Origin of the sequence: Polynucleobacter asymbioticus QLW-P1DMWA-1, assembly GCF_000016345.1 — a bacterium.
Lineage (GTDB): Bacteria > Pseudomonadota > Gammaproteobacteria > Burkholderiales > Burkholderiaceae > Polynucleobacter > Polynucleobacter asymbioticus.
In genome coordinates, this window is sequence record NC_009379.1 from 2058652 (window position 1) to 2084995 (window position 26344).

The window sequence follows — 26344 nt, forward strand, 5'->3', positions numbered from 1 at the left end:
CTAACTATTCCTGTGGCTTAGGATTAGGTGAGTTAGCAGGTTGCACCTTGTTATTGATAATCAAAGGAGTACCGTTCTTCAACTTTAACTGTCCGCTAGTCACGACAGTAGCGCCCTCATCAACACCCTTCAAAATCGAGACTTGATCGCCACGGGTTGCACCCGTTGTCACAAATACTTGTTGAGCCTCTAATGCAGGGTTACCTTGTTTATCTTTTTTACCTGTAGGCTTAGCAATGAATACTGTTGAGCCGTAAGGGTTATAGGTCACTGATGTCTGTGGCAGGGTCAGCAGTTTTACGGGGCCACCAATTTGAATATTTACATTAGCAAACATTCCTGGAAGAATTTTCTTATCAGGATTAGCAATCTGCGCTTCTACTTGAATATTCCGAGTATTGGTATCAACCTTGGGACTTACCGCAGTAATCTTGCCAGTAAAGCTCGCATCTTTAAATGCATCAGTAGTCACAGTCACATCTTGCCCGACCTGAATTTGCTCTGCATTATTTTGTGGCAAGTTGAAATCGACAAAAATAGGATCTAAGGTCTGCAGAGTTAACAGCTTGTCGCCCGGATTTACATATTGGCCCGGGTTAATAGAAACAATGCCGATGCGACCGCTAAATGGCGCCTTTAAATTCTTCTTAGCGACTAAAGCAATCTGCTGCTCGACTTGAGCCTGCTTAGATTTAGCGTCGGCTTTGCTGGTATCAAACACGTTTTTACTAATTGCCTGAATGGCCAACTGCTGTTTATCGCGCTCATTAATGACTTTTGCAAGATCGGCAAGGGCTTTTAAAGAGTTGAGTTGTGCAACATCAGAAGCATCAGTTAACTTAATGAGTAAATCACCTTCATTTACATCTTGACCTGATTTAATCGGAACGGTTTGTACTAATCCGCCAATTTCAGTACTCAACTCCACGCCCCGGAATGCGCGCACATTACCTACGCTAGTGAGCTTAGGCTGCCACTCAGAAGTTTCAATAACCATCGTTGAAACAGTTGCTGGTGGCAAGCCCATTCCGGATATGAAATGCTTAATCATGATTGTCTTCAATTGATTAAAAGAAAAAATTAAGCCAAGCAATAACACTACACCGCACAACATAATGGTCATACGACGTGGCAATGGCTCCATCGCCATGAGCTTTGCGTATGCCTTCGAGCTGCGCCATTTCTGCTCCCTGCGTGCCCAAAACGCTTTTGCTTTTTCCCAAAGCGCAATCGCTTTCTCACGCAATTTCCATTGCACAGCCTTGAGCTTGGTCCATGCCCATGCGGCAAGAACAGCAGCAATCAGCTTGCTTTTAATTGTTTCCAGAAGTTTCATTTTGATCTTTGCTCGCTATGTCTTTTGGTTTGAAAGCAGGGCCCTCACGATTCCACCAACCGCCCCCCAATGCTGCAAATAGGGCGGCCGTGTCCGAGAAACGGGTTGCTTGTGCCGATACAGACTTCACTTTCGCCTGCTGATACAAATTTTGATAGTAGAGAACTGCTAGATAGCTGGCAGTGCCTAATTTATATTGATGCTGAACCAAGTCCAATGTTTCATAGGAATAGCGCTCTGCATCAGATGCGGCTTTTAAGGCTTGGGCTCCAGTCTCCAGAGCGCGTAATGCATTAGCAACTTCTTGAAATGCATTTAAAACAGTTGCCTGATATTGATATGCAGCTTGCTCATAGCTAGCAATCGCACCACGACGTTGTGCCAAGAGTTGACCACCCTGAAAGAGTGGTTGCAAAATACCACCGCCAATTGCCCATAAGGCAGAGTTAGGGCCAAACAATGCAGCTGAAGTAAGTGCTGCAGAACCAATCGATCCAGTGATATTAAATTGCGGCAATAAGTTAGCAGTAGCAACACCTACGAAGGCATTCTGCGCTTTCAGTTGAGCCTCTGCAGCACGAACGTCAGGACGCTGACGCACTAAACTAGAGGGCACAGACAGCGGTAATTTTTGCGGCAATTGCAAAGTGGATAAATCAAATTTTGCAATATTGGCATTGCTTGGCAGCTCACCAACGAGCACGGCGAGTTGATTGCGCGCGAATGCAAGGTTTCTTTCGTAAGTGAATAAATCCACTTGAGAGTTAGAAACCAAAGTTCTTTGTGATGTCACATCTACTTTAGATACTGTGCCTATCGTTAATTGTTTCTCGGTAACCTCAGCCAGATTGGTTTGTGCTTTCAGAATTTCTTCTGTAGCTTGCATCTGTGCGCGTAGAGCTGCTTCTTTAACAGCGCCTGTCACTACATTGGCTGTTAAAGAAAGGTAAGCGCCCTCTAGCTGATATTGCGCTACTTCAGCTTGTGCTCTTGCACCTTCAACTGCACGACGTGCGCCACCAAATACATCCAACTTATATGTCACATTAATTGAGGTGTTGTATAGGTTGTAAGTATCTGAGCCGTAGGGCAATCCATAAATAGCAGAAGGTTGCAATTGACGAGTGGCTGAACCGCTCGCGCTCACTGAAGGAAAATACTGTCCGCCAATTTGTGCGTTTACGTTTTCTTGGGCAACGCGCAGAGCAGCATCTGCAGCGCCTAAGTTTGGATTCTGCTCGAGCGCCTTCTTAATCAAAGCATCGAGTTCGGGTGACTTATACAACTCCCACCACTGGGCTTCAATATCAGCACCCTCAATAAATTCCTGTGAAGATCCGCCTGGAACGCCTGGTGCAGTAACCAATTGCTTTGATAAGGTGGTCTCGGTATAGGTACTCGTCTTAGGTGGGTCAGGCTGTTTGAAGTCTGGCCCTACCGCGCACGCAGAAAGTACTCCCGCACAAATCAACGGAAAGAAATAGCTACGAGAAATTAGAAGGGCTTTCGACGAAAACATGAATTGCAACAAATATCCTCTTTTACAGGAGTTATTTGAACACAAAAATACAATCGGGGCTTCGTAACGCCCTGATTTATCTACCTAATTTTGTCCACAGCTTGATGAAAATGTCAAACGTAAAACCCACAGATGAAAAAAATAATATGCCAAGCGCAATGAACTCTCGGCACTGAAGTATATTTTTATTCGACCGTAACGCTCTTTGCTAGGTTTCTTGGCTTGTCCACATCTGTGCCGCGTGCGCATGCGGTGTGATACGCCAAGAGCTGCAGGGGGACTACGTGCAAAATGGGTGAGAGGCTTCCATAGTGCTCAGGCAATCGAATCACATTGATGCCATCACTATTAACGATCTCAGTATCTTGATCGGCAAACACATATAGTTTTCCACCGCGCGCTTTGACTTCCTGCATATTGGATTTCAACTTCTCCAATAAAACATCGTTCGGCGCAACGGTGACCACCGGCATCTTATCGGTTACCAATGCTAACGGTCCATGCTTTAACTCACCAGCTGGATAAGCCTCTGCATGAATATAGGAGATCTCTTTTAACTTCAGTGCGCCCTCAAGGGCAATCGGGTAATGCAATCCCCGACCCAAGAACAAGGCATTCTCACACTTAGCAAAGGCATCACTCCAAGCAATGATCTGCGGCTCTAGTGCGAGCACCGCATTGAGTGCTTTTGGCAAATGACGCAATTGACGAAGAATTTCTTTTTCTTTATCTGCAGTAAGTCTTCCAGCACGTTTCGCTATAGACACCGCCACGAGATACAGGGCTAACAGTTGGGTAGTAAATGCCTTAGTTGAAGCAACACCAATCTCAGCACCCGCCTTAGTCAAGAAATGCCAATCCGTTTCTCGAACCATAGCGCTACTAGCAACATTACAAATAGCCAAAGTAAAACGATGACCTAAGCTCTTAGCATGGCGCAATGCCGCCAAGGTATCAGCAGTTTCACCGGATTGAGAAACCACCACAATCAAAGCTTTAGGATTAGGTACTGTGATGCGATAACGGTATTCACTAGCAATTTCAACTTGTGTTGGAATACCTGCAATATCTTCAAGCCAATATTTAGCAACGCAGGCAGAGTAGTAACTTGTTCCGCAAGCCAAGATCAATATCTGATCAAAGGCGCTCCAATCTTCAGGGCTTGCGCCGAATAATTCAGGACCGAAGGAGGCAATGCTAGCTAGGGTATCGCCTACTGCTCCGGGCTGCTCAAAGATCTCTTTTTGCATGTAATGCTGGTATGGACCTAGATCCACTGACTCGGCTTGAGTAGGCATGGGTTTACGCTCACGCTCAACCGATTGTCCTGATTGTTGAATGACCTGAACGCTATCTGCCTTTAGAACGACAACATCACCCTCCTCCAAATACATCATGGAGTGAGCACGGCCAGCCAACGCTAAAGCATCTGATGCCAAGAAATTTTCTTTATCACCTAGCGCTACTACTAGAGGTGAGCCAACGCGCGCGCCCACCAAAGTATTTGGATTATCTTGGGCAATGACGCCAATGGCATAAGCCCCAAACAATCTAGGTAACACCGCCTTAACGGATTGAGCAATATCCTTTTGACCACTAGCAATATATTGCTGATGAATCAAATGAGCGATTACTTCGGTATCGGTTTCAGAAGTAAAAATATAACCAGCAGCACTGAGTTCAGTGCGCAGAACTTCATAATTTTCAATGATGCCGTTGTGAACAACTGCAATCAAATTATTGGAGATATGCGGATGTGCATTTTGTGTATCCGGCTTACCATGTGTTGCCCAGCGGGTATGGGCAATTCCCAGAGTGCCGAAAAAATCTTTACCTTGCTCACTCAGCTCTGATACTCGAGCAGTGGTGCGAGCTCTTTCAATGGGGTGTTTGGCATCGTTGCCATTGATTACAGCAAAACCGCAAGAGTCATAGCCGCGGTACTCCAGGCGGCGCAAGCCCTCCACCAATACATCAACAATATTTTGATGAGATGCTGCGCCGACGATGCCGCACATTATTTTTTACCCTTTGTGGATTTTTTTACTGCGAATTTTTTAACGGCAGGCTTCTTATTTGTCACTTTCTTAATGGCTAGCTTCTTAGCTACCGCCTTTTTCGTGGCCACTTTTTTCTCTTGCTTTACAGGACGCTGCCATTGCAATGAAATTTGCTTTGCTCTAGAAACAGTCAATTGATTTGCAGGCGCATCTTTTGTTAGTGTCGTACCCGCACCTAAAGTAGCGCCACGCCCCACACGTACTGGTGCTACTAACTGAGTATCAGAACCAATGAAAACATCATCTTCAATAATGGTCTGGTGCTTATTAACACCATCGTAATTGCATGTAATAGTGCCAGCGCCAATATTGACGCGTGAACCCACAATGGAATCGCCAACATAAGCTAAATGGTTTGCTTTGCTATTGGCAGCAATTTTGCTATTCTTCACTTCCACGAAGTTACCAATATGCACATCGTTGGACAAGTCAGCGCCTGGGCGTAGGCGAGCATAGGGGCCAATCACGGATTGATCACCAACCTTAGCGCTATCTAAATGGCTATATGGGTGAATCGTTACGCCCTTGCCAATAACGCTATTGCGAATGATGCAGTAAGGCCCAACTTTTGTACCTGAAGCCAAAGTAACGCAGCCTTCAAATATGCAGCCCACATCAATCACTACATCAGTGCCGCACTCTAAAATGCCGCGCACATCGATACGTGCCGGATCAGCAAGCGATACCCCTGCATCCATTAATTGATCGGCAACATTGAGTTGAAGTGTGCGCTCCAAACTGGCAAGTTGATCACGGCTATTGACGCCAATGGTTTCAAACTCATGATCAGCTTGTGTAGTGCGAATCGGAACACCATCCTTAACAGCCATCGCTATCACATCAGTTAGATAGTATTCACCTTGAGCATTGCTTGAACGTAAAGCTTTCAACCACTTCTTTAAAGAATTAGTAGGCAGCACCATGATGCCGGTATTGATTTCCTCAATGGCCTGCTGTGCTGGCGTTGCATCTTTCTCTTCAACAATTGCTTTTACTGAGCCATCAGCATCACGCACAATGCGGCCGTATCCCATTGGGTTGCTCAGGTTTTGAGTCAATAATGCCAATGCAGAATCTTGACCCCTTACACCATCAGCTAATTTTGCTAACTTACCAAGCGTCTTCACGCTAGTAAGCGGTACATCACCATAGAGAACTAGAGTTGGCTCTTGTACGTCTAGTTTTGGTAAGGCTTGCAATAAAGCATGTCCCGTACCTTTTTGTTCAGCCTGAAGCGCGGTGGTCACTTTGCTAAACCGAGAATCTTCTTTGCTGACATTCAGTAAGAATGTTTTTACATCAGCGGCACCATGACCCACAACTACTACGGGTCCAGTTTTACCCTTTGGGCCCTGCAATGCGAGGGCAGTATTGAGTACATGTTGTAAGAGGGGTTTGCCTGCCAAAGTTTGCAGTACTTTGGGCAGGGCGGATTTCATCCGCTTTCCTTGCCCAGCAGCCAATATGACGATATTCATAAAGAGGGATTATAAGTCCCCTGAATCATGGTTCCACAAGCCAATTCATCCAAATCTGCCTCATCGATAGCCCGATCGCCACTCGATCTTGCGGCAATTCCGGATAGCTCAGTAGAAATCTCTAGATTTTTGAAATCAAATGCCTCGCCATCCATCAAATGTGAGGGCACGATGTGGTGCATGGACCGGAAGAGATTCTCTACGCGACCAGGGTGTTTCTTTTCCCAATCACGCAACATTTCTTTCATTACTTGGCGCTGAAGATTGGGCTGGCTACCGCATAGATCACAAGGAATGATGGGGAAATTCATATCAATTGCGTATCGTTCAAGTAATTTTTCAGGAACGTAGGCCAAAGGACGAATAACAATATGTTTGCCATCATCGGAGCGCAGCTTGGGTGGCATGCCCTTCAATTTACCCGCATAAAACATGTTGAGCATGAGCGTTTCAAGAATGTCATCACGGTGATGTCCTAAAGCAATCTTGGTAGCGCCTAGCTCATCAGCCACGCGATACAAAATGCCGCGACGCAAACGAGAACATAAGCCGCAAGTCGTTTTACCCTCTGGGATTACGCGCTTCACAATACTATAGGTATCTTGCTCTTCAATATGAAAAGGAATGCCCAAGCTCCTTAGGTAATTAGGTAAAGTCTCTGCAGGGAAATTTGGTTGTTTTTGATCCAAGTTAACAGCAACAATCTCAAAATCAATTGGTGCGCGCTCTCGCAACTTCATCAAAATATCGAGCATGGCATAACTATCTTTGCCGCCTGATACGCAGACCATCACTTTATCGCCATCTTCAATCATGCCAAAGTCACCAATAGCCTGGCCCACTAAGCGACAGAGTTTTTTCTCCAGCTTATTTTCTTCGAAGACGACTTTACGAATATCACCCATAACTATCTAATTATTTTCTGATCTGTTCTCAATGCGTTTTAAGCTTGCTTAATGCGAAACACTTCAACACCGACAGAATGGCAATCGGGATACACATCTGGCTTGGCTGTACTCACCCGCGCAGCCAATACCTTCGGGTGAACCAACATGGCTGTTGCTATGTCATCACAAAAGGTTTCCTGCAAGTGAATATGCCCTTGAGAAGCACGGGCCTTGATAGTTTCGCGCATAAAGTCGTAATCCACGACTTCATCTAGCTGATCTTGCATGGGCGTATTCATGGCCAAGGGAATATATAAGTCCACATTCAGAATGACGCGCTGCTCTGCTTTTTTCTCAAAATCATGCACCCCAATATTGATATAGATTTCATAGTCGCGCAAAAATAAACGACGACAATCAATTAAAGCAGGATGAGAAAGAATTGCGTGCATAAATAATTTCTTTGTATGGTTTTAGTTCTAATTTGTCTTGAACATCACATCACGTGATGAAGGAAGTAAATGTTGTCCGCCGTCGACATATAAGGTGGTACCTGTAATGGCATTAGCATCAGCCAAAAATATTGCAGCTTTGGCAATATCTTGCGGCGTCGAAGATTTTTCTAGCGGCGTCATTTGATGCGCTTTAGAAAAACCATCATCTGTTTGATCGCCTGATGGTAAAGAGATACCGGGTGCTAGCCCAACTACCCTGAGGTGCGGAGCAAAATCCACCGCAAGCAATTCAACCGAGGTCAGAAGCGCAGCCTTAGATAGGGTATATGACAAATAATCAGGATTGAGGTTGATCAGCTTTTGATCAAGCAATTGAATGACAGAAGGAAGGCCACTATCTGCTGACGGATTTTTCTCAGTCCTACCCTTTTGAAACTCAAACATTTTTTGTGACAATAAGATAGGTGCAGTCAGGTTTACTTGCATGTGGGACTGCAGGATTTTTGCAGTCAGAGGTGAAGCGGAATTAGAGCGATCGTATTCGAAGATCGAGGCGCTATTTACTAGGCAATGCAAATGTGGAAATTCTTGGGTGACAGCAGAAAATAACTTTTCAATATTCCCCTCGTCGGCCAAGTCTGCCTGAAACAAGGCTACCTTGACCCCAAGACCTTGAATATCAGTCAGTGTTTTTTGAGCTTCCTGCTCAGAGCGCCCATAATGAATGGCTACATCCCAACCCTGGCGGGCAAACTGCAAGGCGATTTCCCGACCCAAGCGCTTAGCAGCGCCGGTCACTAAAACCGCTCTTGGATACTCGGATGGGGTGTTTGAACGAGGGTTCAATTAAATTCTCTTAGACTAGCGAGCTATGGATATTACCTTGACCAGCCTAGAAACGGAGCATAGCGAGCTCCTCAGGGCCAAAATAAGCTCTCAGATCAACTCAGAGGGCGGTTGGATACCCTTTTCCCGTTTTATGGAAATGGCCCTATATGAGCCTGCAATGGGCTATTACAGCGCCGGGGCCCATAAGCTGGGATCAGGGGGTGATTTCACAACGGCTCCCGAGCTAAGCCCCTTATTTGGGGCTGCGATTTGTTCAACCCTACTACCAGTACTGGAAGGCTTCAAAGCACAGGGTCTACCTACGCAAATTCTGGAGTTTGGCGCAGGGACGGGCAAATTGGCTAGCTCGATTCTGACTCGCCTTCATGACCTCGATTTCAGCCTGGATCGATACGACATCCTAGAAATCTCTCCTGACTTGGCGCAGCGTCAAAAAGAACACATTAGCAAAACAGTTGATCAACTGAACTCATCTACTCAGTGTGACTGGTTGAAAGCATTGCCGCAGAATTTCAAGGGAGTGATTCTTGCAAACGAAGTCATTGATGCGATTCCTTGTGACGCAATTGTTTATCAAAATGGATTTTGGTATTGGTATGGAGTGGCACTAAATGATGGCAAGCTGATTTGGAAGACGGGATCTCCGGTAGAGCAGGATTTACTACCTGAGAGTTTATTGAGCGCTAGCTTTTCAGAAAGTTACGTCACCGAACTTCATGCGCCAGCGAATGACTGGATGCGTCAAGTGGCGAGAAATTTAGACTCTGGCTTGTTTTTAACTTTTGATTATGGCTTTCCTGAAGGCGAGTATTACCACCCGCAAAGACTGGAAGGCACTCTCATGGCACATCACCGTCATCACGCAATTCAAGATCCGTTTTATCTACCAGGCTTATGTGATATCACCACTCACGTGGAGTGGTCACAAATTGCTCGTAGCGCACTGACTGAAAATGCGGATGATGTCTATCTCACCAATCAAGCCGCTTATCTACTGGATGCCGGCATTGGTGATATTGCCTTAGAGATTGGTGACCCAAGCAATCCAGAGACTTTTTTGCCGATTTCGAATTCATTACAAAAATTATTGTCGGAAGCAGAGATGGGTGAATTATTTAAAGCTTTTGCCTTCTCAAAAAATCTAGACTCTCTATTGCCAGGCTACACACTGGAAGATCTTCCAGGTCTGCGTGGGAGAAATCGCCTTTAATAACTAAGACTGGAGCGCGGCAGAAATCGCTGCCAGTCTTGCTGCCCAAAAAGCACTCCCAATACGATCACCGTTAGAGCGATCTTCTGCTGCCACAGTAGCAATGATCTCTGCCGTATTGATAGCCTGAGCATTTCTCATTGATTGAATCAGGGTGGAAACAGGTAGGCCTAATTGTTCGGCCAACCTTAATAAAGCTTGACCACGATCTGGCTTACGCCAAACATCGGCACGATTGAACCAAGCTAAAACATCAACAGCCTGAAATTTACCCTCAGTAGTTTTCAGGATGAGTGTATTGAGCTCACTAAAGATCTCGGAAAAATCACGCACCTCTGTTGGCATGCGAACACAGTCTGCCCATGAACGAATCTCACTTGAAGGTAGCCTCATCAGCGTTACAGCACAACGCTCTTCTAAATAATTCCCAACTAACTCATAATGAGATATCAACTCTTCACGGAATACTTCTTGTGCAAGTTGATTGGTTAATGTGGCCGGCAGGAAAGTCTTTGCAGCGCCCGTATTCAATAAGACTTGAAACATATGCATGGGCTTTGCCGCAGTCATTCCCCTGGCTAACTCTTGCCAAATACGCTCTGCCGATAAAGCCGCTAACTCACCCGATTGAACAATGGCTTTCAAAGCGATCATCGTTTCATCGGCAACGCTAAATTCTGGAAAGCGAGCAGCAAAGCGTGCGATGCGTAAAAGACGCAATGGATCCTCTGCAAATGCATCTGATACATGTCTAAATACTTTGGCAGCTAAATCCTCTTGTCCGTTATAGGGATCTAGGATCGGCCCAATCCATGTTCCATCTAGCCCCACTTCTTGCGCCATTGCATTGATGGTTAAATCACGACGCTCTAGGTCTTGCTCTAGAGTTACCGATGGATCAGCATAAAAATGAAAACCTTTATACCCTTTACCTGTTTTTCTTTCGGTACGGGCTAAGGCATATTCAGCCTGTGTGTCTGGATGCAAAAAAACAGGAAAATCTTTACCAACTGGTCGAAAGCCTTTAGCAACCATCTCCTCAACACTCGAGCCCACAACAACATAGTCAATATCGTGAACCGGTAAACTCATCAAGGTGTCGCGAATTGCGCCGCCGACGGCATAGATCTTCATTACCGCATGCCCTCTAGACTGCGTCGACTTATCTTGAATACATCAGGTAATGCATCTACTGCATTTACGGGCAGAACATTGGGAACTTGCATTGATGCAATATTATCGCGTGACATCAAAGTGGGACCAGGCAAAAACTCAAATGCCAATGCCTGTAAATATCCAACAAATGCGGGGACAGGAATAATGACGCATTTTGTATGTACCTTGCGTGCAGCCAATTCCACAATCTCCTTCATGCTGTAAACAGTCGGGCCAACCAGGTCATAGACTTGATGAATCGTTTGTGGCATCGTCAGTGCACCTACAAATGCACTAGCTACATCATCTACGCTAACGGGTTGAAATTGCGCCTGATAATTTGCCAAAGGTAGTGCTGGAAATAATTTAGTAAGCTTGGAAAATAAATTAATAAACTGATCTTGCGCACCAAAAATGACTGATGGCCTAAAAATTGTCCAATCGAGTGAACTTGCTTTAACAGCCAACTCTCCATCGCCCTTGCTACGCTGATACATCGATGGCCCCTGTGAGTTCGCACCTAAGGCGCTCATATGAAGATAACGCTTAAGGCCATGCAACTGCATCGCAGTAATAATATTTTTAGGGAGATCTACATGCGCAGCCTTAAACACTTTTCCATAAGGCTGAGCTTCCTTGTCATGCAGCACGCCTACTAAATTAATGACTGCCCCTCTTAGCTGAATGCGACCACAGAGATTTTGCAATTCATCAAAGTCATGAACATCCGCATCTTCGAGATGTACCTTCGGCAACAGACGTAACTCTCGACCCGCAACAACATGGCTAGTTGGGATTAATACCGAATAACCAGCTGCCTGTAACTGAGCCGCTATTACGCGCCCCACAAATCCATTACCGCCAATCAGAAGAATGTCATATTTCATGGGGGCTTTTCTCGCTGTATATCAGCGCTTAGGGTAATTCAGATGGAGTAGCGGCCTTAGGCGTAATAACTCCTAAACGCTGTTTTAAAGATTGACTCTGTCCATTCAATACAGATGAATAGTAATTAGCATTTGATAACACGTTCTTGACGTAGACTCGCGTCTCTGGAAAGGGAATGGTCTCAGCAAAAATAGCGCCTTCAGTAGGCCCATTTAATTTTTCTCGCCATGCTTTTGAACGTGCAGGTCCAGCATTGTATGCCGCAGATGCTAATACCCAAGAGCCATCCAAATCAATCAAAACCATATTAAGATAATTACTACCCAAAGTGAGATTGGTGTTGGTATCACTTAACTTATCGTTGGTGTAATTGATCATCCCAATTTTCTTGGCAACATACTTAGCAGTACTTGGCATCACTTGCATCAAACCAGAAGCACCCACCGATGAAGAGGCATTCATAATGAAGCGGGACTCCTGACGAATCAAGCCATAAGCCCAAGCTAGGTTTAAATCGATCTGCCTGGCAATTGGAGAAAGCTCATCACGGTAGGGCGTTGGATAACGCAAGCTGAAATCATGCTCTTGTTTTGTACGATCGGCAGTATTCACAACACGGTCATACAAATTAATTCGCTTGGCATATTCCGCTGCGGCAAGCAATTGCTTATCCGACATATTACGTAGCTCCCAATTCCATTCGCGGTTACCTTCAAAGCGCAGGTTCATGGCGTATAAACGCTCACTGCGAATAAATCCTTTACGGCTAGCCATTACATCAATCTCTTGGTCAGTGACCTTAGTTCGTGCAGGCGCATGATTCGACTTGCCTAACTCTTCACGTGCAAGTTGACCATAAAAGTTGTATTGCTCATCAATGAGTTCAAAGTTCTCTCTCGCTTTAGCCTCTTGGCCCTCGGCTTTTAATGCGCGTCCGTACCAATAGGTCCATGCTGGATCTTTGCTTCGTACTGCGGGATTCATACCATCAATGGCATTCTTTACCAAGACCCAATCTTTAGCACGTAAGCCGGCACGCACCTTCCACTCCTGTGATTCAACAGAAAGTAGCTCGTTATAACCAAGGTCTTGTTGTAAACGGTAGGCGTCATCCGCATTAGGATCTAATTTCTTTGCTAAAAATTGTCCAATGACTCCCCAAGCAACAGCTTGGTTCTCTTTGCTATAGCGAGAAGCATTCTGTGAAAAATCTTTATACGCTTTAGATGGATCGGCTTTAGCAGATTTCACAACATCTGCAATTGGATCTTCGCCGCCGAGACGGCGAGCCATCGTGTCATATCCTTTTTCGCTAGCAGCACGGCCAATTGCTTTGGCCTCGCTAGGATTCATACCGCCAGCAGCCACTAATGAAGGTACCAATTCCTGACAGGCTTGGCCAAAATAGCTGGGATCCAACAACACTGATCGAGCGTCAATACCTAGCTTAGTTGGGTTTTCGCCTTGTGACAATTTTGATAAAAGTGAATAGCACTTTACTTGCGTATCATCATCCAATACAAACTTGGCATACTCAATATCAAAGCGCGACCAATCTTTACGCTTACCTAAAACTAGCAACCAATCATTGCGCATTCGGTCTGCCAACGCAGTACCTTGATATTGATTTAAGAAGGCAATCACTTGTGAGTCAGCACTGTAGTCTCCACGTGCCGCACCGCCACTGTCAAATAATTGCGGCTTAATTCGAAAATAAGCCACATAGTCATCAAATGGATAATTCGCCAAATTTGAAGAAAGCTGCTGTGTACGAAAGATATCATTCTTTTTGGCGGCCTCCCGTAAATCAATAAACATCCGATCGGTGTCGGTGATTTCGGCAGGAGCTGCTTTGCTCTCATAAGACTTTGGCAAACTTGGTTTCTTTAATTTCTCAGCGAAGGCGCTGGGCATGGCCAGCGCCAGCCCCAAAATGAAAAACTGAGCCCACTGATAAAAATTGTATTTCCGCGCTTGAAACATCTTTTTCACTATCTAACCTTATGCGTATTTACTGGGTGCTAATTTGTTTACTATATCTCCTAATTTTCGCCTGATAATGAACGATATGCACGGTAATTCGCCAAAAACTCTTCGCCAAGAACTGCTATTACAACGCAAAGAATTTGCGGCTAAGCATAATTACCGTGAAAAACAAGATTGCTTAATAGGTCATCTAAATGACTTTCTTGCAACACGGGGCCAAGCCTTGCGTTCAATAGCTGCTTATTGGCCGATTCAAAATGAAGTGGATTTACGTCCTACGCTGCTGGCATGGGCAAATAGCGATTCCAGCCGCCAAATAAGCCTTCCCTATGCTCGCCCTGATAAGCATCTCGATTTTTATCAATGGGCTGAAGGGGATATATTGATTCCAAGCCAACATGGAGTGCCTGAGCCAAACCCAGATAACACCTCAAGGCCACAGGCCATGCCTGATTGCATCCTCATTCCCTGCGTTGGCTGGTCATCTTCCATGCTAAATGGCAAAACCCACTACTGGCGCTTAGGTTACGGCGGAGGTTATTTTGATAGAACACTAGCCCAGTTACGCAAAGACCAGCCGCAGCTCATTTGTATTGGAGTGGGCTTTGATTGGCAAAAACTGAATGATGATCAGTGGGCGGCGCAAACTCATGATGAGCCGCTGGACCTCTTGTTAACTGAAACCGGACTGCTTGGCTAGGCAGTCCTTACAAATCATCTGATTTAACTTATTTAGTTAAATCTAAATTATCCGCAATAGCCAATACAGCATCTGCTTGGTTTAGTGAGTAAAAGTGCAAACCAGGAGCGCCAGCAGTTAAGAGCTGATCGCACAGGTCGGTAACCACTTCTTCGCCAAAGGCTTTAATGGAAGCAATGTCATCGCCATAGGACTGAAGACGCAAGCGAATCCAACGTGGTATTTCAGCACCACATGTATCTGAGAAGCGCAACAACTGAGTGCAATTGGTAATGGGCATGATGCCCGCAATAATGGGCTGGGTGACACCCAAATCATAAGCCTCATCTACAAAGCGGAAATACGCATCACTATTGTAAAAATACTGAGTCACGGCAGAATTAGCACCAGCTTTAATTTTCTGAACAAAAAAATCGACATCGCTTGCCGGTGACTTCGCTTGGGGGTGAGTTTCTGGATATGCAGCCACATCAATATGAAACCAATCACCGGTTTCTGCGCGAATAAATTCCACCAACTCATTGGCATGATGAAACTCGCCATACTGACCCATGCCAGATGGCAAGTCACCGCGCAAAGCCACAATGCGCTTCACACCTAAAGCCTGATATTGCTTGAGCATTTCACGCACGCTTTCACGTGAGCTACCAACACAAGATAAGTGAGGAGCAACTGCTGCGCCGGCAGCATGAATGTCGCTCACCACTTTTAATGTGCCAGACTGGGTAGATCCACCGGCACCAAAGGTCACAGAATAAAACGATGGCTTGAGCGTTTCTGAAAAGCGCTCGCGCACCAGATGCAGCTTACTCTCACCTTCAGGTGTTTTTGGAGGAAAGAATTCGACGCTTAATTCCATGATTTTGGGCCTAGATATCTATTGAACAGTAATTAGATTAATAACGATAGTGGTCAGCCTTGTATGGGCCTTCCTTTGTCACACCAATGTAAGAAGCTTGCTGATCTGATAACACAGTTAATTCTGCATTGAGAGTTTTGAGCTGTAAACGGGCAACCTTCTCATCCAAATGCTTAGGCAATGTGTAAACACCAATTGGGTATTTATCTGTACCTACTGCATTCCACAATTCAATCTGTGCAATCACTTGGTTTGCAAATGAAGAGCTCATGACATAAGAAGGGTGTCCTGTACCGCAACCTAGATTCACCAAACGACCTTTGGCCAAAATGATGATGCGCTTTTCAGGCTTGCCATTGGCAGCCGGGAAAATCACATGGTCAACTTGTGGCTTGATCTCTTCCCATTTATATTTTTCAATGCCCGCAACATCGATCTCATTATCGAAGTGGCCGATATTACAAACGATGGCTTGATTCTTCATCTTGGCCATATGGTCATGTGTAATCACGTGGTAGTTACCAGTTGCAGAAACAAAGATGTCAGCTTTATCAGCAGCGTAATCCATTGTTACAACACGATAGCCTTCCATGGCAGCTTGTAATGCGCAGATTGGATCTACTTCAGTAACCCATACTTGAGCAGATAGTGCACGCAATGCTTGGGCTGAGCCTTTACCCACATCGCCGTAGCCGCAAACTACTGCAACCTTACCTGCAACCATCACGTCTGTTGCACGCTTGATCGCATCAACTAAGGACTCACGGCAACCATAGAGATTATCGAACTTACTTTTAGTCACAGAGTCATTGACGTTAATCGCGGGGAACTTCAATTCGCCCTTGGCAAACATTTGATACAAGCGATGTACACCGGTAGTAGTTTCTTCAGTCACGCCCTTCACTTTTTCTAAGCGTGTTGAATACCAAGTTGGATCTTGCGCCAATTTTTTCTTAATGGCTGCAAACAAAATGGTTTCTTCTTCGCTAGTTGGATTATTCAAGCAAGCTTGATCTTTTTCAGCGCGTGCACCAAGGTGCAATAACAAAGTAGCATCGCCACCGTCATCCAAAATCATATTGGTGTAACCGCCATCAGCCCACTCAAAAATACGATGGGTGAAGTCCCAGTACTGCTCGAGGGTTTCGCCTTTAATTGCGAATACTGGTGTGCCGTTAGCAGCAATGGCTGCCGCTGCGTGGTCTTGTGTAGAGAAAATATTGCAAGAAGCCCATTGCACTTCAGCACCAAGCGCCTCAAGCGTCTCGATTAATACCGCAGTTTGAATGGTCATATGCAATGAACCAGTAATGCGTGCACCACGTAATGGCTGTTGTGCAGCAAATTCATCACGAATGGCGATCAAGCCCGGCATCTCAGTCTCGGCAATCGCAATTTCTTTACGACCAAAATCGGACAATGAAATATCAGCAATTGCGCAACGAGTTGCTACAAAGTTATTTAAATCAGATACGGTATTCATTAATGCTCCAGCTAAATACGATCCAATGCTGGAGTAGAAACTCGCTAGCCATTGAATCATGGGTTAGCGAGCGCGGTTGCAATTAGCAAACTCCGTTTAGGAGCCCACTCCCTTCAAGCCTGGGGAAGTGCTGGGTCTCAGCAATCCTTGCAACGCTCCTTGAAGGTATGCCGTAATTGTAAACAATTACGGCATATTTCGCCTCAATACACCTACAAACTGCGTATTTCCTACTTACAGGCCTGCTGCCGCACGTAATGCAGCTGCTTTATCTGTTTGCTCCCAAGTAAATTCTGGCTCTTCACGACCAAAGTGGCCATAAGCAGCAGTCTTACGATAGATAGGGCGCAAGAGGTTCAGCATCTTCACGATACCTTTTGGACGCAAGTCAAAATTCTCTGAAACCAATTGAGCAATCTTTTCATCCGAAATCTTGCCTGTACCGAATGTACTCACCATCACTGAAGTTGGCTTAGCAACACCAATAGCGTAAGAGATCTGAATCAAGCACTTGCTTGCTAGACCTGCAGCCACTACGTTCTTTGCAACATAACGTCCAGCGTATGCAGCAGAACGGTCAACCTTAGATGGATCTTTACCAGAGAAAGCGCCGCCGCCGTGAGGGGCTGCACCGCCGTAAGTATCCACAATAATCTTACGGCCAGTTAAACCGCAATCACCCTGTGGGCCGCCGATAACAAAACGACCCGTTGGGTTAACCAAGAAATTGATCGCACCTTTGATTAAATGCTTAGGCAATACTGGTTTGATGATTTCTTCAATAACCGCTTCGCGCAATTTCTCGAGAGAAATCTCTTCATCGTGTTGAGTTGACAAAACAACTGTATCGATTGAGTCAGGCTTACCATCCACATAACGCAATGTCACTTGTGACTTTGCATCAGGACGCAACCAGTTCAAACGGCCGTCGCGGCGCAATTGTGATTGACGCTCTACTAAGCGATGTGACAAATGAATTGGCATAGGCATGAGCTCAGAAGTCTCGTCGCATGCATAGCCAAACATTAAGCCTTGGTCGCCAGCGCCTTGGTCAAGACCATCATCATGAGCCTTATCAACACCTTGTGCGATATCGGGGCTTTGCTTGTCATAAGCAACTAACACTGCGCAACCTTTGTAATCGATACCGTAATCTGTATTGTCGTAACCAATTTCACGCAATGTATTGCGTGCTACCTGAATGTAATCAACGTTAGCGTGGGTAGTAATTTCACCAGCAAGAACCACTAAACCGGTATTACATAAAGTTTCTGCTGCAACACGTGCAGTAGGATCTTGGGCCAAGATGGCGTCCAAGATTGCATCAGAAATTTGGTCTGCTACTTTATCGGGGTGACCTTCAGAAACGGATTCTGAGGTGAAGAAGTAATCGTTTGCCATTGCATATTCCTTTAAAAATTAACACGATCATTGGGACAACTCGACGTGCCAGGAACCACAACGGCGACGCTTTAGCAGAATTTATGAATCGCCCTGCAAGTTGCCTTAACTCAGCGATGTGGCCATTTTATCTGAAAAAGGCCTATTTCATCAAGCTGGATTGAAATTTGGCCCCTTCGGCATCATTGAATATCATTGGGGGGTGCGAAAACTCATTCTCAAGCTCAGCCTCAATACGCTTGCCGCTCTTCCCCTTGCTCTAGTGCAGGTCATTGGGTCCTTTTTGGGGCTTTTAGCCTATGTGGGCTCTAAGCAATACCGCTCACTCTTCAGACCGCAATATGAGGCCGTCATCACTTCTTATTGCCTGCCTTTAAAACTCTGGGAGGCAGTTCGGGCATCAGGCATGCTGTTTTCTGACAGCCTATGGATTTGGCGCAATCCAGCTAAGGCACTCTGTTTAGTAGAAGTACAAAACTGGGATTTAGTAGAGTCTGCAATCAATGAGGGCCATGGCTTAGTCATGCTCACCCCTCACCTCGGTGGCTTTGAAATCATCCCGCGAGTATTAGCTCAACATTTTCCTGCCACCATTTTGTATCGTCCATCACGTCAAGAATGGCTCAATGAAGTCGTGGAGGAAGGTCGGGCCTATCCTAATATGCATTTCGTACCCACCAACCTCAATGGCGTACGTCAAATGACAAGGGCCCTGACACGTGGTGAGGCCATCGGGATCCTGCCAGATCAGGTACCCAGTGGTGGAGAAGGTGTTTGGGTGCCCTTCTTTGGACGCCCTGCTTATACAACACCGCTGCCCGCAAGACTCGCCAATCGGAACAACACTCCGGTAGTGATGTTCACGGCAAAGCGCAAAAAAATTGGCCAAGGCTGGCTAATGCAAGCAACCCGTCTTGCACCTCTTTCTGAAGATGCCACTATCGCTGCTGCAGAGCTCAATGTCGCTATTGAAAATGCAGTGTTAGTGGCGCCTGAACAGTTTATTTGGTCTTATAACCGCTACAAGCATCCAACTGGTGCAGAATTACCTCCAAGTAATTTATAAAGAGATCTTTTTTTGAAATGACCTGGTTACAAAACCTCTTCAATTTTCTTGCGCTCAATCTCTTGCGCTTATTTGCTTTCTTGCCGTACACCATTACTGTTCACGTTGGTTACGGCTTAGGCTGGCTCGCTGCCCATATACCGAATAGTCGCACGCATGTAGTCAAAACCAATTTACGTTTGTGCTTTCCCAATCTGAGCGAAAAAGAAATCGATGCATTAGCCCTTGAACACTGGAAATTATTTGGGCGTAGCGTTCTAGAAAGAAGCCGTATCTGGCTAGGAAGCGGCAAACAAATCACTGATATCGTGACGATTGAATCAGCCATCACCTTGGGCGATCGTAAGCCACGCCTTCTCATCAACCCACACTTTGTTGGGCTTGAAGGTGGCTTTATGGCTCTTTCTGTTTTAGCTAGTCAATATGACTGGCCACGTGGCGCTGGGCTTTATCAAAATATGAAGAACCCGTTCTTTAATCAAAAGATGATTGAGTGGAGAAATCGTTTTGGGGGTAAATCAATTGAACGGCAAAGTCGCTTGCGAGATCTGATTCGTGAAATTCAAACCGGTAACTTTATTTTTATTGCCCCCGATATCGATCTAGGTCCTCGTGATTCTGTATTTGTACCTTTCTTTGGCATTCAAACCAATACGATTACCTCTGTATCTCGCCTATCTAGACTCAGTGGGGCAGAGGTGTGCCTGATGACCACTACACTTAACCCAGATCGTAAGGGCTATACCTGTCGTATTAGCGAACCTTTGCCAAACTTTCCAAGCGATGATGTTGAAAAAGATACCGCACGCTTAAATCAATACATCGAGGAGCTTGTTCGTGAAAGGCCCGCAGAGTACTATTGGGTTCATAAGCGCTTTAAACACAGGCCTCCGGGCGAACCCAATCTTTACGAGTAATGAGAATTTCTTGAGCACACAAACAGGCAACGCTAAACGCAAACTTCGCTTCACCAAAATGCATGGTGCTGGCAATGATTTCATTGTGCTCAATGGCATCGATCAAGACCTTAGTGAAATTACACGTGAGCAATGGCAAGCCTTAGCACATCGCCAATTTGGGATTGGTGCAGATCAAATCTTATTAGTTGAAAAAGCAACTCGCCCTGATGCTGATTTTCGCTATCGTATTTTTAATGCTGATGGCGGGGAAGTAGAGCAATGTGGTAATGGCTCGCGTTGTTTTGTCCGTTTCGTCTTGGATCAAGGCTTGTCATCTAAAAATCCATTACGCGTTGAAGTAGCGCATACCGTTCTCACCCTCAAATCTCATCCAGATGGTCAGGTAGAAGTTGATATGGGTGCGCCGATTTTTGATCACAACCTTATTCCATTTAATGCAAATGGTTTAGCCAGCATGCAAGAGTTTCATGAAATGCTTTATGCACTTCCAATAGATCTGCCAGCAACTCATGACAGCCTGGTTGGCGTTCTCTCCATGGGCAATCCTCATGCAGTCCAGGTAGTTGGAGATGTAGATAGCGCGCCCGTCTTAGAAGAGGGGTCTGCGATTGAAAGACATCCAGCGTTTCCTAACAAGGTGAATGTAGGCTACTTGCAAGTGCTCAATCGCAATGAAATCAAGTTGCGTGTTTATGAGCGAGGCGCAGGAGAAACGCTAGCGTGCGGCACAGGCGCTTGTGCAGGCGTTGTTTCAGGAATCCGCAGAGGCCTATTAGATTCGCCAGTGAAGGTGCATACCCGTGGTGGTGATCTCCAGATCGTTTGGGGCGGAGTTATAGATGAAGTGGCACATCCCGTCATCATGACTGGTCCAGCCACTACAGTCTTCGAAGGCGAAACTGAAATCTAAGAACTGCGGATCTTGCAATCAGATGCCGTATTTATCTCGATATGCTTTTACCGCTGGCAAATAATTACTGAGCTGGACATCACTCGAAGCAGTTAAGAATGACATTACGCCCGTGAGATTGGCAATCGAAATCACCGGCAGCCCAAATTCTTCTTCAACAGCTTGAACTGCAGACTTTGCGCCAATCTCCGCTGCGGTCCCTGATCGCTCCATGCGATCTAAGGCAATTAACACAGCAGTCGGTTCAGCTCCAGCCTTACGAATCAGATCTACTGACTCGCGTACTGAGGTACCTGCAGAAATCACATCATCAATAATGACCACTTTGCCTTTAACGGGCGCACCTACCAATACACCGCCTTCGCCATGATCTTTTGCTTCTTTGCGGTTATAGGCATAAGGCACATTGAGACCAGCATCAGCCAATGCGATCACTGTCGCGGCAGCTAAGGTGATGCCTTTATATGCGGGGCCGTACAACATATCAAACTGAATATTCGACTCTTGCAACGCTTTTGCGTAGTAGCGACCCAAAGCGCTCAGTCGTGCACCATCATTAAATCCACCGGCATTAAAGAAATAAGGCGAGAGACGTCCTGCTTTAGTTTTAAACTCTCCGAAGGACAAAACCTTTGCCTCTAAGGCAAAACGAATAAAGTTATCTTGATTTGAATTATTTGAGCTCATAGGCCTACATGTTACGCATCATTTCCGCGAACCTCAACGGTATCCGTTCAGCAGTCAAAAAAGGCTTCTTGCCATGGGCAGTTAAACAAAAGGCAGACTTTATCTGCATGCAAGAGCTCAAAGCGCAACGCGATGATTTAGAGGACGCCATCCTCAATCCAGATGGCCTCCATGGCTTCTTTCATCATGCCGAGAAAAAAGGCTATAGCGGCTGCGGCATCTATACACCCCATAAGCCTGATGAGGTCTTATATGGCTACGGCAATGAAGAGTTTGATGCTGAGGGCCGCTATGTAGAGGCACGCTTTAAAGGCTTATCTGTGATTTCGGTATACATGCCCTCTGGCTCAAGCTCACCAGAACGACAAGAGGCCAAATATCGCTATCTCGACAGCTTCTTGCCACACCTGATTGCACTTAAAAATTCTGGTCGAGAAATCGTTCTCTGTGGCGACGTCAATATTGCCCATCATGAAATTGATTTAAAGAACTGGAAAGGTAATCTCAAGAATTCCGGCTTCTTGCCAGAAGAGCGGGCATGGCTTACCAATCTCTTCGATCAAGTGGGATATGTTGACGTATATCGCGAGCTAGAACCTAAAGCAACAGAAACTTGCTATACCTGGTGGAGCAATCGTGGCCAGGCTTATGCAAAAAACGTGGGGTGGCGCATTGACTATCACATCAGCACACCTTCAATAGCAGCTAGCGCTAAAAAAACAGCAGTCTACAAAGATGAGAAATTTTCAGATCACGCACCACTCACGGTAGATTACGACTGGAAGCTTTAATCTTGCTTGATTTGAACGATCTTGAAATGGATTGTGAGCCAAATTAATACCAAGACGGGGGCGCCAATAATCGCTGTACCGTAGAAAAAAGTCTGATAACCATAGTTATCTACGAACACCCCTGAGAAGCCCGCTAGCCATTTTGGCAACAGCAACATCATCGAGCTAAACAAGGCATATTGCGTTGCTGAATACCGAATATTGGTAAGAGATGACAAGAACGCTATAAAGGCTGCGCTAGCAATACCTGAGCTGAGATTGTCCGCAGAGATAACCCAAATCAAACCATGTAAATCATGGCCCTGGGTTGCTAGCCATGCAAACAATAAATTGCTGACCGCTGAAAGAATGGCGCCAACAAATAAGATTCTTAATACACCAAAGCGTAAAGTAAGTACACCACCTACAAAGGCTCCGACTAAAGTCATCACCACGCCAAATACTTTGCTGACTGCGGCGACTTCATCCTTGGTATAGCCCATGTCTACATAGAACGGGTTCGCCATAATGCCCATCACCACATCGCTAATTCGGTAAATAGCAATCAAAGACAAAATCAAAACGGCGTGCCAGCGGTAGCGCTGAATAAATTCAGCGAAGGGCTCAACCAATGTTTGATAGAGCCATGCTTTGGCATTGCGCGCTTTTGCTAACTCATATTGAACTGGCTCTTTACTAAACAGGGTTGTTAAGACCCCAACCCCGATTGATCCAGCCATGCATAAATAAGCAAATTGCCAGGCACTCGCATCGTAACCACCGCCAGTCTCAACTCGTGCGGCGAGCCATAAAACACCGGCACCCGCCCAAATTAAAGCCAGTCGATATCCTGTTTGATAGGTTGCGGCTAAAGCGGCTTGATGATCACTATTGGCCGATTCGATTCGGAAAGCATCCAATGCAATGTCTTGAGTAGCAGAACCAAAAGCAACGAGTAAGGCACACCAGACCACCGAGTTGAGAGCCAACTTTGGATCCATCGTAGACATACTGACCAAACCCAAAATGATGAGGGCCTGGGCAAAGATCAACCAACTTCTTCTGCGACCCAAGAGCTTGGTGAGAAAAGGAATTTTTAAACGATCAACTAAAGGCGCCCAAACCCACTTAAAGGCATAAATCAATCCAACCCAAGTGAGATAGCCAATCGTGCTCCGATCAATCCCCGCCTCTCTAAGCCAAAAGCTCAAAGTTCCCAGAATTAATAAGAGTGGTAAGCCAGCAGAGAAACCCAAAAAGAGCATGCGTAAACAAGGCCATTCGAGATAAACCCGAAAGTCTTTGAAATACGATTGAACCACCAGTAATGCTTTATTAAGCACGGCGTACGCGGAATAGCGCTAGGCTACCAAAAAGGTTTGGCAGCAAAGTGACTTGTCGACCCTCATGCAAAATGCATTGATCCACTATTTTTAGCCCAAGACTAGACGCTAACTTTTCAAAATCAGCCACAGTAAGAACGCGCACATTAGGAGTGTTGTACCACTGATAAGGCAGGCTTTTAGATACCGGCATATGACCAAGCCCTACCGCTAAACGATGAGACCAGTGGCCAAAGTTTGGAAATGACACTACAGACTCTTTGCCCACACGCACCACTTCACGCAAGATTTTTTCAGTTTGATGGATAGTCTGTAAAGTCTGTGACAAAACCACTGTATCAAAACTGTTGTCCTCAAAAAGCGCTAATCCGCCTTCAAGATTTTGTTGAATGACATTCAAGCCTTTTTGTACGCACGATAAAACGCGTGCATCATCAATCTCTACTCCGTAGGCATGTACTGGTTTTTGTTTGTGCAAGAAATCCAAAAAACTGCCATCGCCACAGCCCAAATCAAGTACCTGGCTATTGGGGGCAATCCAATTGGCAATAGCCGCAAAGTCAGCGCGTTTATTCAGGCTACTCACGATTGAACCTCACGCATTTGCTTGAAATATGCCCTGACGAGATTGTGATATCGCTCATCATCCAATAAGAAAGCATCATGACCGTGTGGTGCATCGATTTCAGCGTAACTGACTTCGCTCTTATTGCTCAGCAAAGATTGCACAATTTCACGACTACGATTTGGCGGGAAGCGCCAATCTGTTGAGAAGCTCACAACCAAAAACTTAGCTTGCACTTCAGCTAAGGCACGATTGAGGCTGCCCTCATAACGGCGTGATGGATCAAAATAATCTAGGGCCCGAGTAATAAGTAGATAAGTATTGGCATCAAAGTAAGTTGAGAATTTATCACCTTGATGACGCAAATAACTTTCAACCTCAAATTCCACATCGAAACTAAAACGATAGTCATTAGACTCGCCATTAGGGCGTTGCAATTCGCGGCCAAATTTCTCGGCCATATCGTCATCTGATAAATAAGTAATGTGGCCAACCATCCGCGCCAATCTCAAACCACGTTTTGGTACAACGCCATGCTCGTAATAGTTTCCCCCGTGAAAATCAGGGTCAGACAAAATGGCATTGCGTGCCACTTCGTTAAATGCGATGTTTTGCGCACTCAATTTAGGGGTAGATGCGATCACAACACAGTGGTCTATGCGCTTGGGGAATTGAATGGCCCAAGCCATAGCCTGCATGCCGCCAAGACTTCCACCCATCACTGCAGCAAATTTACGAATACCTAATTTATCAGCAAGGCGGGCTTGGGTATTCACCCAATCCTCTACCGTCACCACCGGAAAATCAGCGCCGTAAGGCTTGCCTGTTCCCGGATTAATGCTCATTGGCCCAGTAGAGCCAAAACAAGAGCCTAAATTATTAATGCCAATGACAAAAAAATGATCAGTGTCTACAGGCTTGCCCGGCCCAATCATGTTGTCCCACCAACCAATATCAGCAGGATCATCAGGGCTAGGGCCTGCTACATGATGAGACGCATTTAATGCATGACATATCAGAACTGCATTGCTTTTATCCGCATTGAGTTTGCCGTAGGTTTCGATGACTAAGTCATAGCCAGACAACATGGCGCCACTCTGCAAAGGGAGGGGCTCAGCAAAATGAATGGTATTTCTAGAGAGGTGTAACTCGCTCATTCTGACAATAGAAGGCGCAAACTAACATCGGAGGCTTCCGTTGGGAGCTTCTTAAATCCGCTACGCGCAAAACGATGCCAACGGCCTAAAACAAAACTCATCAACATGGCAGCGCGAATACTAACCTCTTCTTGACCCAGCTGCGCCCAGTTACCACCTTGGGTTTGAGCAATGCGCAGGGCCTGCTTAAGAGAAGCCTCAACACGATCCAGCACTTGAGTAATACGCTCCTGCAAGCGATCGTCTTCTTGTAATAAAGCATCGCCCAATAAAACACGCGTCATGCCTGGATTCTTTTCTGCAAAGTACAAGAGCATCTGCAAGATGCCTCGTGCCTGCGCAAGACCCGATTCTTCTTTTTGATTAATCTGATTAATCAAGCCGAAAACAGTTTGCTCAATAAAAGAAATCAGCCCCTCAAACATTTGCGCTTTACTAGCGAAATGCCGATACAAGGCAGCTTCAGAAACATCAATCTTGGCAGCTAAGGCTGCGGTAGTAACCCGCTCACCCTTAGGGTTCTGCAACATCTCTGCTAGCACTTGCAGAATTTGAAGACGGCGTTCGCCTGGGCGTGGTCGCTTACGAGCTTTACCAGCGTCAGCATTGCTGTCGTTGATGTTTGCTGGATCTAAAGATTCACGCATGCTTATTTAGATG

The 26344-nt window shown here is 45.7% G+C and carries 24 protein-coding genes and 1 riboswitch; of the genes, 6 read left to right on the forward strand and 18 right to left on the reverse strand.

Annotated elements, in window-relative coordinates; all coding sequences use genetic code 11:
* Positions 1–4: 4 nt before the first annotated feature.
* The 7 genes from PNUC_RS10295 to PNUC_RS10325 form a co-directional block, all read right to left on the reverse strand.
* Positions 5–1144: an efflux RND transporter periplasmic adaptor subunit gene (locus PNUC_RS10295; RefSeq protein WP_011903823.1), complete on the reverse strand. Its 1140-nt coding sequence runs from the start codon at positions 1142–1144 to the stop codon at positions 5–7.
* A gap of 169 nt (positions 1145–1313) precedes the next feature.
* Positions 1314–2855 carry an efflux transporter outer membrane subunit gene (locus PNUC_RS10300; RefSeq protein ID WP_011903824.1) on the reverse strand — a complete coding sequence of 514 codons (1542 nt, stop codon included), beginning with the start codon at positions 2853–2855 and terminating at the stop codon, positions 1314–1316.
* Between the two features lie 185 nt (positions 2856–3040).
* Complete coding sequence (glmS, locus tag PNUC_RS10305; RefSeq protein WP_011903825.1) at positions 3041–4873, reverse strand: glutamine--fructose-6-phosphate transaminase (isomerizing); 1833 nt, start codon at positions 4871–4873, stop codon at positions 3041–3043.
* Positions 4873–6393: a bifunctional UDP-N-acetylglucosamine diphosphorylase/glucosamine-1-phosphate N-acetyltransferase GlmU gene (gene glmU / locus PNUC_RS10310; RefSeq protein ID WP_011903826.1), complete on the reverse strand. Its 1521-nt coding sequence runs from the start codon at positions 6391–6393 to the stop codon at positions 4873–4875. The genes glmS and glmU overlap by 1 nt, the downstream gene beginning before the upstream one ends.
* Positions 6390–7298 carry a tRNA 2-thiocytidine(32) synthetase TtcA gene (gene ttcA / locus PNUC_RS10315; protein WP_011903827.1) on the reverse strand — a complete coding sequence of 303 codons (909 nt, stop codon included), beginning with the start codon at positions 7296–7298 and terminating at the stop codon, positions 6390–6392. Before ttcA ends, glmU begins: the two co-directional genes overlap by 4 nt.
* Positions 7299–7336: 38 nt before the next feature.
* The gene (locus PNUC_RS10320; protein WP_011903828.1) at positions 7337–7732 is read right to left on the reverse strand and encodes a dihydroneopterin aldolase; all 396 of its coding nucleotides are present in this window, start codon (positions 7730–7732) and stop codon (positions 7337–7339) included.
* Between the two features lie 27 nt (positions 7733–7759).
* Positions 7760–8581 carry an SDR family oxidoreductase gene (locus PNUC_RS10325; protein ID WP_011903829.1) on the reverse strand — a complete coding sequence of 274 codons (822 nt, stop codon included), beginning with the start codon at positions 8579–8581 and terminating at the stop codon, positions 7760–7762.
* A gap of 25 nt (positions 8582–8606) precedes the next feature.
* Between PNUC_RS10325 and PNUC_RS10330 the strand changes: the two genes are divergently transcribed.
* On the forward strand, positions 8607–9794 hold the full coding sequence (locus PNUC_RS10330; protein WP_011903830.1) for a class I SAM-dependent methyltransferase: 1188 nt from the start codon (positions 8607–8609) through the stop codon (positions 9792–9794).
* 3 nt (positions 9795–9797) lie between these two features.
* Here the strand turns inward: PNUC_RS10330 and PNUC_RS11170 are convergent, their stop codons facing one another.
* The 3 genes from PNUC_RS11170 to PNUC_RS10345 are packed head-to-tail and all read right to left on the reverse strand — an operon-like array spanning position 9798 to position 13751.
* Entirely contained in the window at positions 9798–10928 is a 1131-nt protein-coding gene (locus PNUC_RS11170) for a polynucleotide adenylyltransferase (protein ID WP_011903831.1), read from the reverse strand.
* Positions 10928–11836: a complex I NDUFA9 subunit family protein gene (locus PNUC_RS10340; RefSeq protein WP_011903832.1), complete on the reverse strand. Its 909-nt coding sequence runs from the start codon at positions 11834–11836 to the stop codon at positions 10928–10930. Before PNUC_RS10340 ends, PNUC_RS11170 begins: the two co-directional genes overlap by 1 nt.
* 28 nt (positions 11837–11864) lie before the next feature.
* Positions 11865–13751 carry a lytic transglycosylase domain-containing protein gene (locus PNUC_RS10345; protein ID WP_011903833.1) on the reverse strand — a complete coding sequence of 629 codons (1887 nt, stop codon included), beginning with the start codon at positions 13749–13751 and terminating at the stop codon, positions 11865–11867.
* 154 nt (positions 13752–13905) lie between these two features.
* On the opposite strand from PNUC_RS10345, the gene PNUC_RS10350 reads away from it, so the two are divergent.
* On the forward strand, positions 13906–14523 hold the full coding sequence (locus PNUC_RS10350) for a 5-formyltetrahydrofolate cyclo-ligase (RefSeq protein WP_223245985.1): 618 nt from the start codon (positions 13906–13908) through the stop codon (positions 14521–14523).
* Between the two features lie 28 nt (positions 14524–14551).
* On the opposite strand, the gene metF is transcribed toward PNUC_RS10350, so the two are convergent.
* The 3 genes from metF to metK all read right to left on the reverse strand — a co-directional run bounded on the left by metF (position 14552) and on the right by metK (position 18266).
* On the reverse strand, positions 14552–15382 hold the full coding sequence (metF, locus tag PNUC_RS10355; RefSeq protein WP_011903835.1) for a methylenetetrahydrofolate reductase [NAD(P)H]: 831 nt from the start codon (positions 15380–15382) through the stop codon (positions 14552–14554).
* 37 nt (positions 15383–15419) lie between these two features.
* Positions 15420–16865 carry an adenosylhomocysteinase gene (ahcY, locus tag PNUC_RS10360; RefSeq protein WP_011903836.1) on the reverse strand — a complete coding sequence of 482 codons (1446 nt, stop codon included), beginning with the start codon at positions 16863–16865 and terminating at the stop codon, positions 15420–15422.
* A 61-nt stretch (positions 16866–16926) separates the two neighbouring features.
* Positions 16927–17032, reverse strand: a riboswitch (S-adenosyl-L-homocysteine riboswitch).
* A 67-nt stretch (positions 17033–17099) separates the two neighbouring features.
* A complete protein-coding gene (gene metK, locus PNUC_RS10365; RefSeq protein ID WP_011903837.1) occupies positions 17100–18266 on the reverse strand; it encodes a methionine adenosyltransferase in 1167 nt (388 codons plus the stop codon).
* A gap of 118 nt (positions 18267–18384) precedes the next feature.
* Here metK and PNUC_RS10370 point away from each other — a divergent pair, with 118 nt between their 5' ends.
* From PNUC_RS10370 to dapF, 3 genes are read left to right on the forward strand one after another with little or no spacing between them, the layout of a single operon-like run.
* Positions 18385–19332, forward strand: a complete 948-nt coding sequence (locus tag PNUC_RS10370) for a lysophospholipid acyltransferase family protein (RefSeq protein ID WP_011903838.1) — start codon at positions 18385–18387, stop codon at positions 19330–19332.
* A gap of 17 nt (positions 19333–19349) precedes the next feature.
* Positions 19350–20249, forward strand: a complete 900-nt coding sequence (locus tag PNUC_RS10375; RefSeq protein ID WP_011903839.1) for an LpxL/LpxP family acyltransferase — start codon at positions 19350–19352, stop codon at positions 20247–20249.
* A 58-nt stretch (positions 20250–20307) separates the two neighbouring features.
* Positions 20308–21162 carry a diaminopimelate epimerase gene (dapF, locus tag PNUC_RS10380; RefSeq protein ID WP_011903840.1) on the forward strand — a complete coding sequence of 285 codons (855 nt, stop codon included), beginning with the start codon at positions 20308–20310 and terminating at the stop codon, positions 21160–21162.
* A gap of 18 nt (positions 21163–21180) precedes the next feature.
* Here the strand turns inward: dapF and pyrE are convergent, their stop codons facing one another.
* Entirely contained in the window at positions 21181–21849 is a 669-nt protein-coding gene (gene pyrE / locus PNUC_RS10385) for an orotate phosphoribosyltransferase (protein WP_011903841.1), read from the reverse strand.
* An 8-nt stretch (positions 21850–21857) separates the two neighbouring features.
* On the opposite strand from pyrE, the gene PNUC_RS10390 reads away from it, so the two are divergent.
* Entirely contained in the window at positions 21858–22640 is a 783-nt protein-coding gene (locus tag PNUC_RS10390; RefSeq protein WP_011903842.1) for an exodeoxyribonuclease III, read from the forward strand.
* Here the strand turns inward: PNUC_RS10390 and PNUC_RS10395 are convergent.
* Genes PNUC_RS10395 through slmA form a run of 4 tightly spaced genes read right to left on the reverse strand, consistent with a single transcriptional unit; the run spans position 22637 to position 26331 of the window.
* Positions 22637–23962 carry an AmpG family muropeptide MFS transporter gene (locus tag PNUC_RS10395; protein WP_048812165.1) on the reverse strand — a complete coding sequence of 442 codons (1326 nt, stop codon included), beginning with the start codon at positions 23960–23962 and terminating at the stop codon, positions 22637–22639. The two genes, PNUC_RS10390 and PNUC_RS10395, sit on opposite strands and share 4 nt — an antisense overlap.
* Positions 23955–24548 carry a methionine biosynthesis protein MetW gene (gene metW / locus PNUC_RS10400; protein WP_011903844.1) on the reverse strand — a complete coding sequence of 198 codons (594 nt, stop codon included), beginning with the start codon at positions 24546–24548 and terminating at the stop codon, positions 23955–23957. Before metW ends, PNUC_RS10395 begins: the two co-directional genes overlap by 8 nt.
* Positions 24545–25684, reverse strand: a complete 1140-nt coding sequence (gene metX, locus PNUC_RS10405; protein WP_011903845.1) for a homoserine O-succinyltransferase MetX — start codon at positions 25682–25684, stop codon at positions 24545–24547. Before metX ends, metW begins: the two co-directional genes overlap by 4 nt.
* Positions 25681–26331, reverse strand: a complete 651-nt coding sequence (gene slmA, locus PNUC_RS10410) for a nucleoid occlusion factor SlmA (RefSeq protein ID WP_011903846.1) — start codon at positions 26329–26331, stop codon at positions 25681–25683. Before slmA ends, metX begins: the two co-directional genes overlap by 4 nt.
* Positions 26332–26344 lie beyond the last annotated feature (13 nt).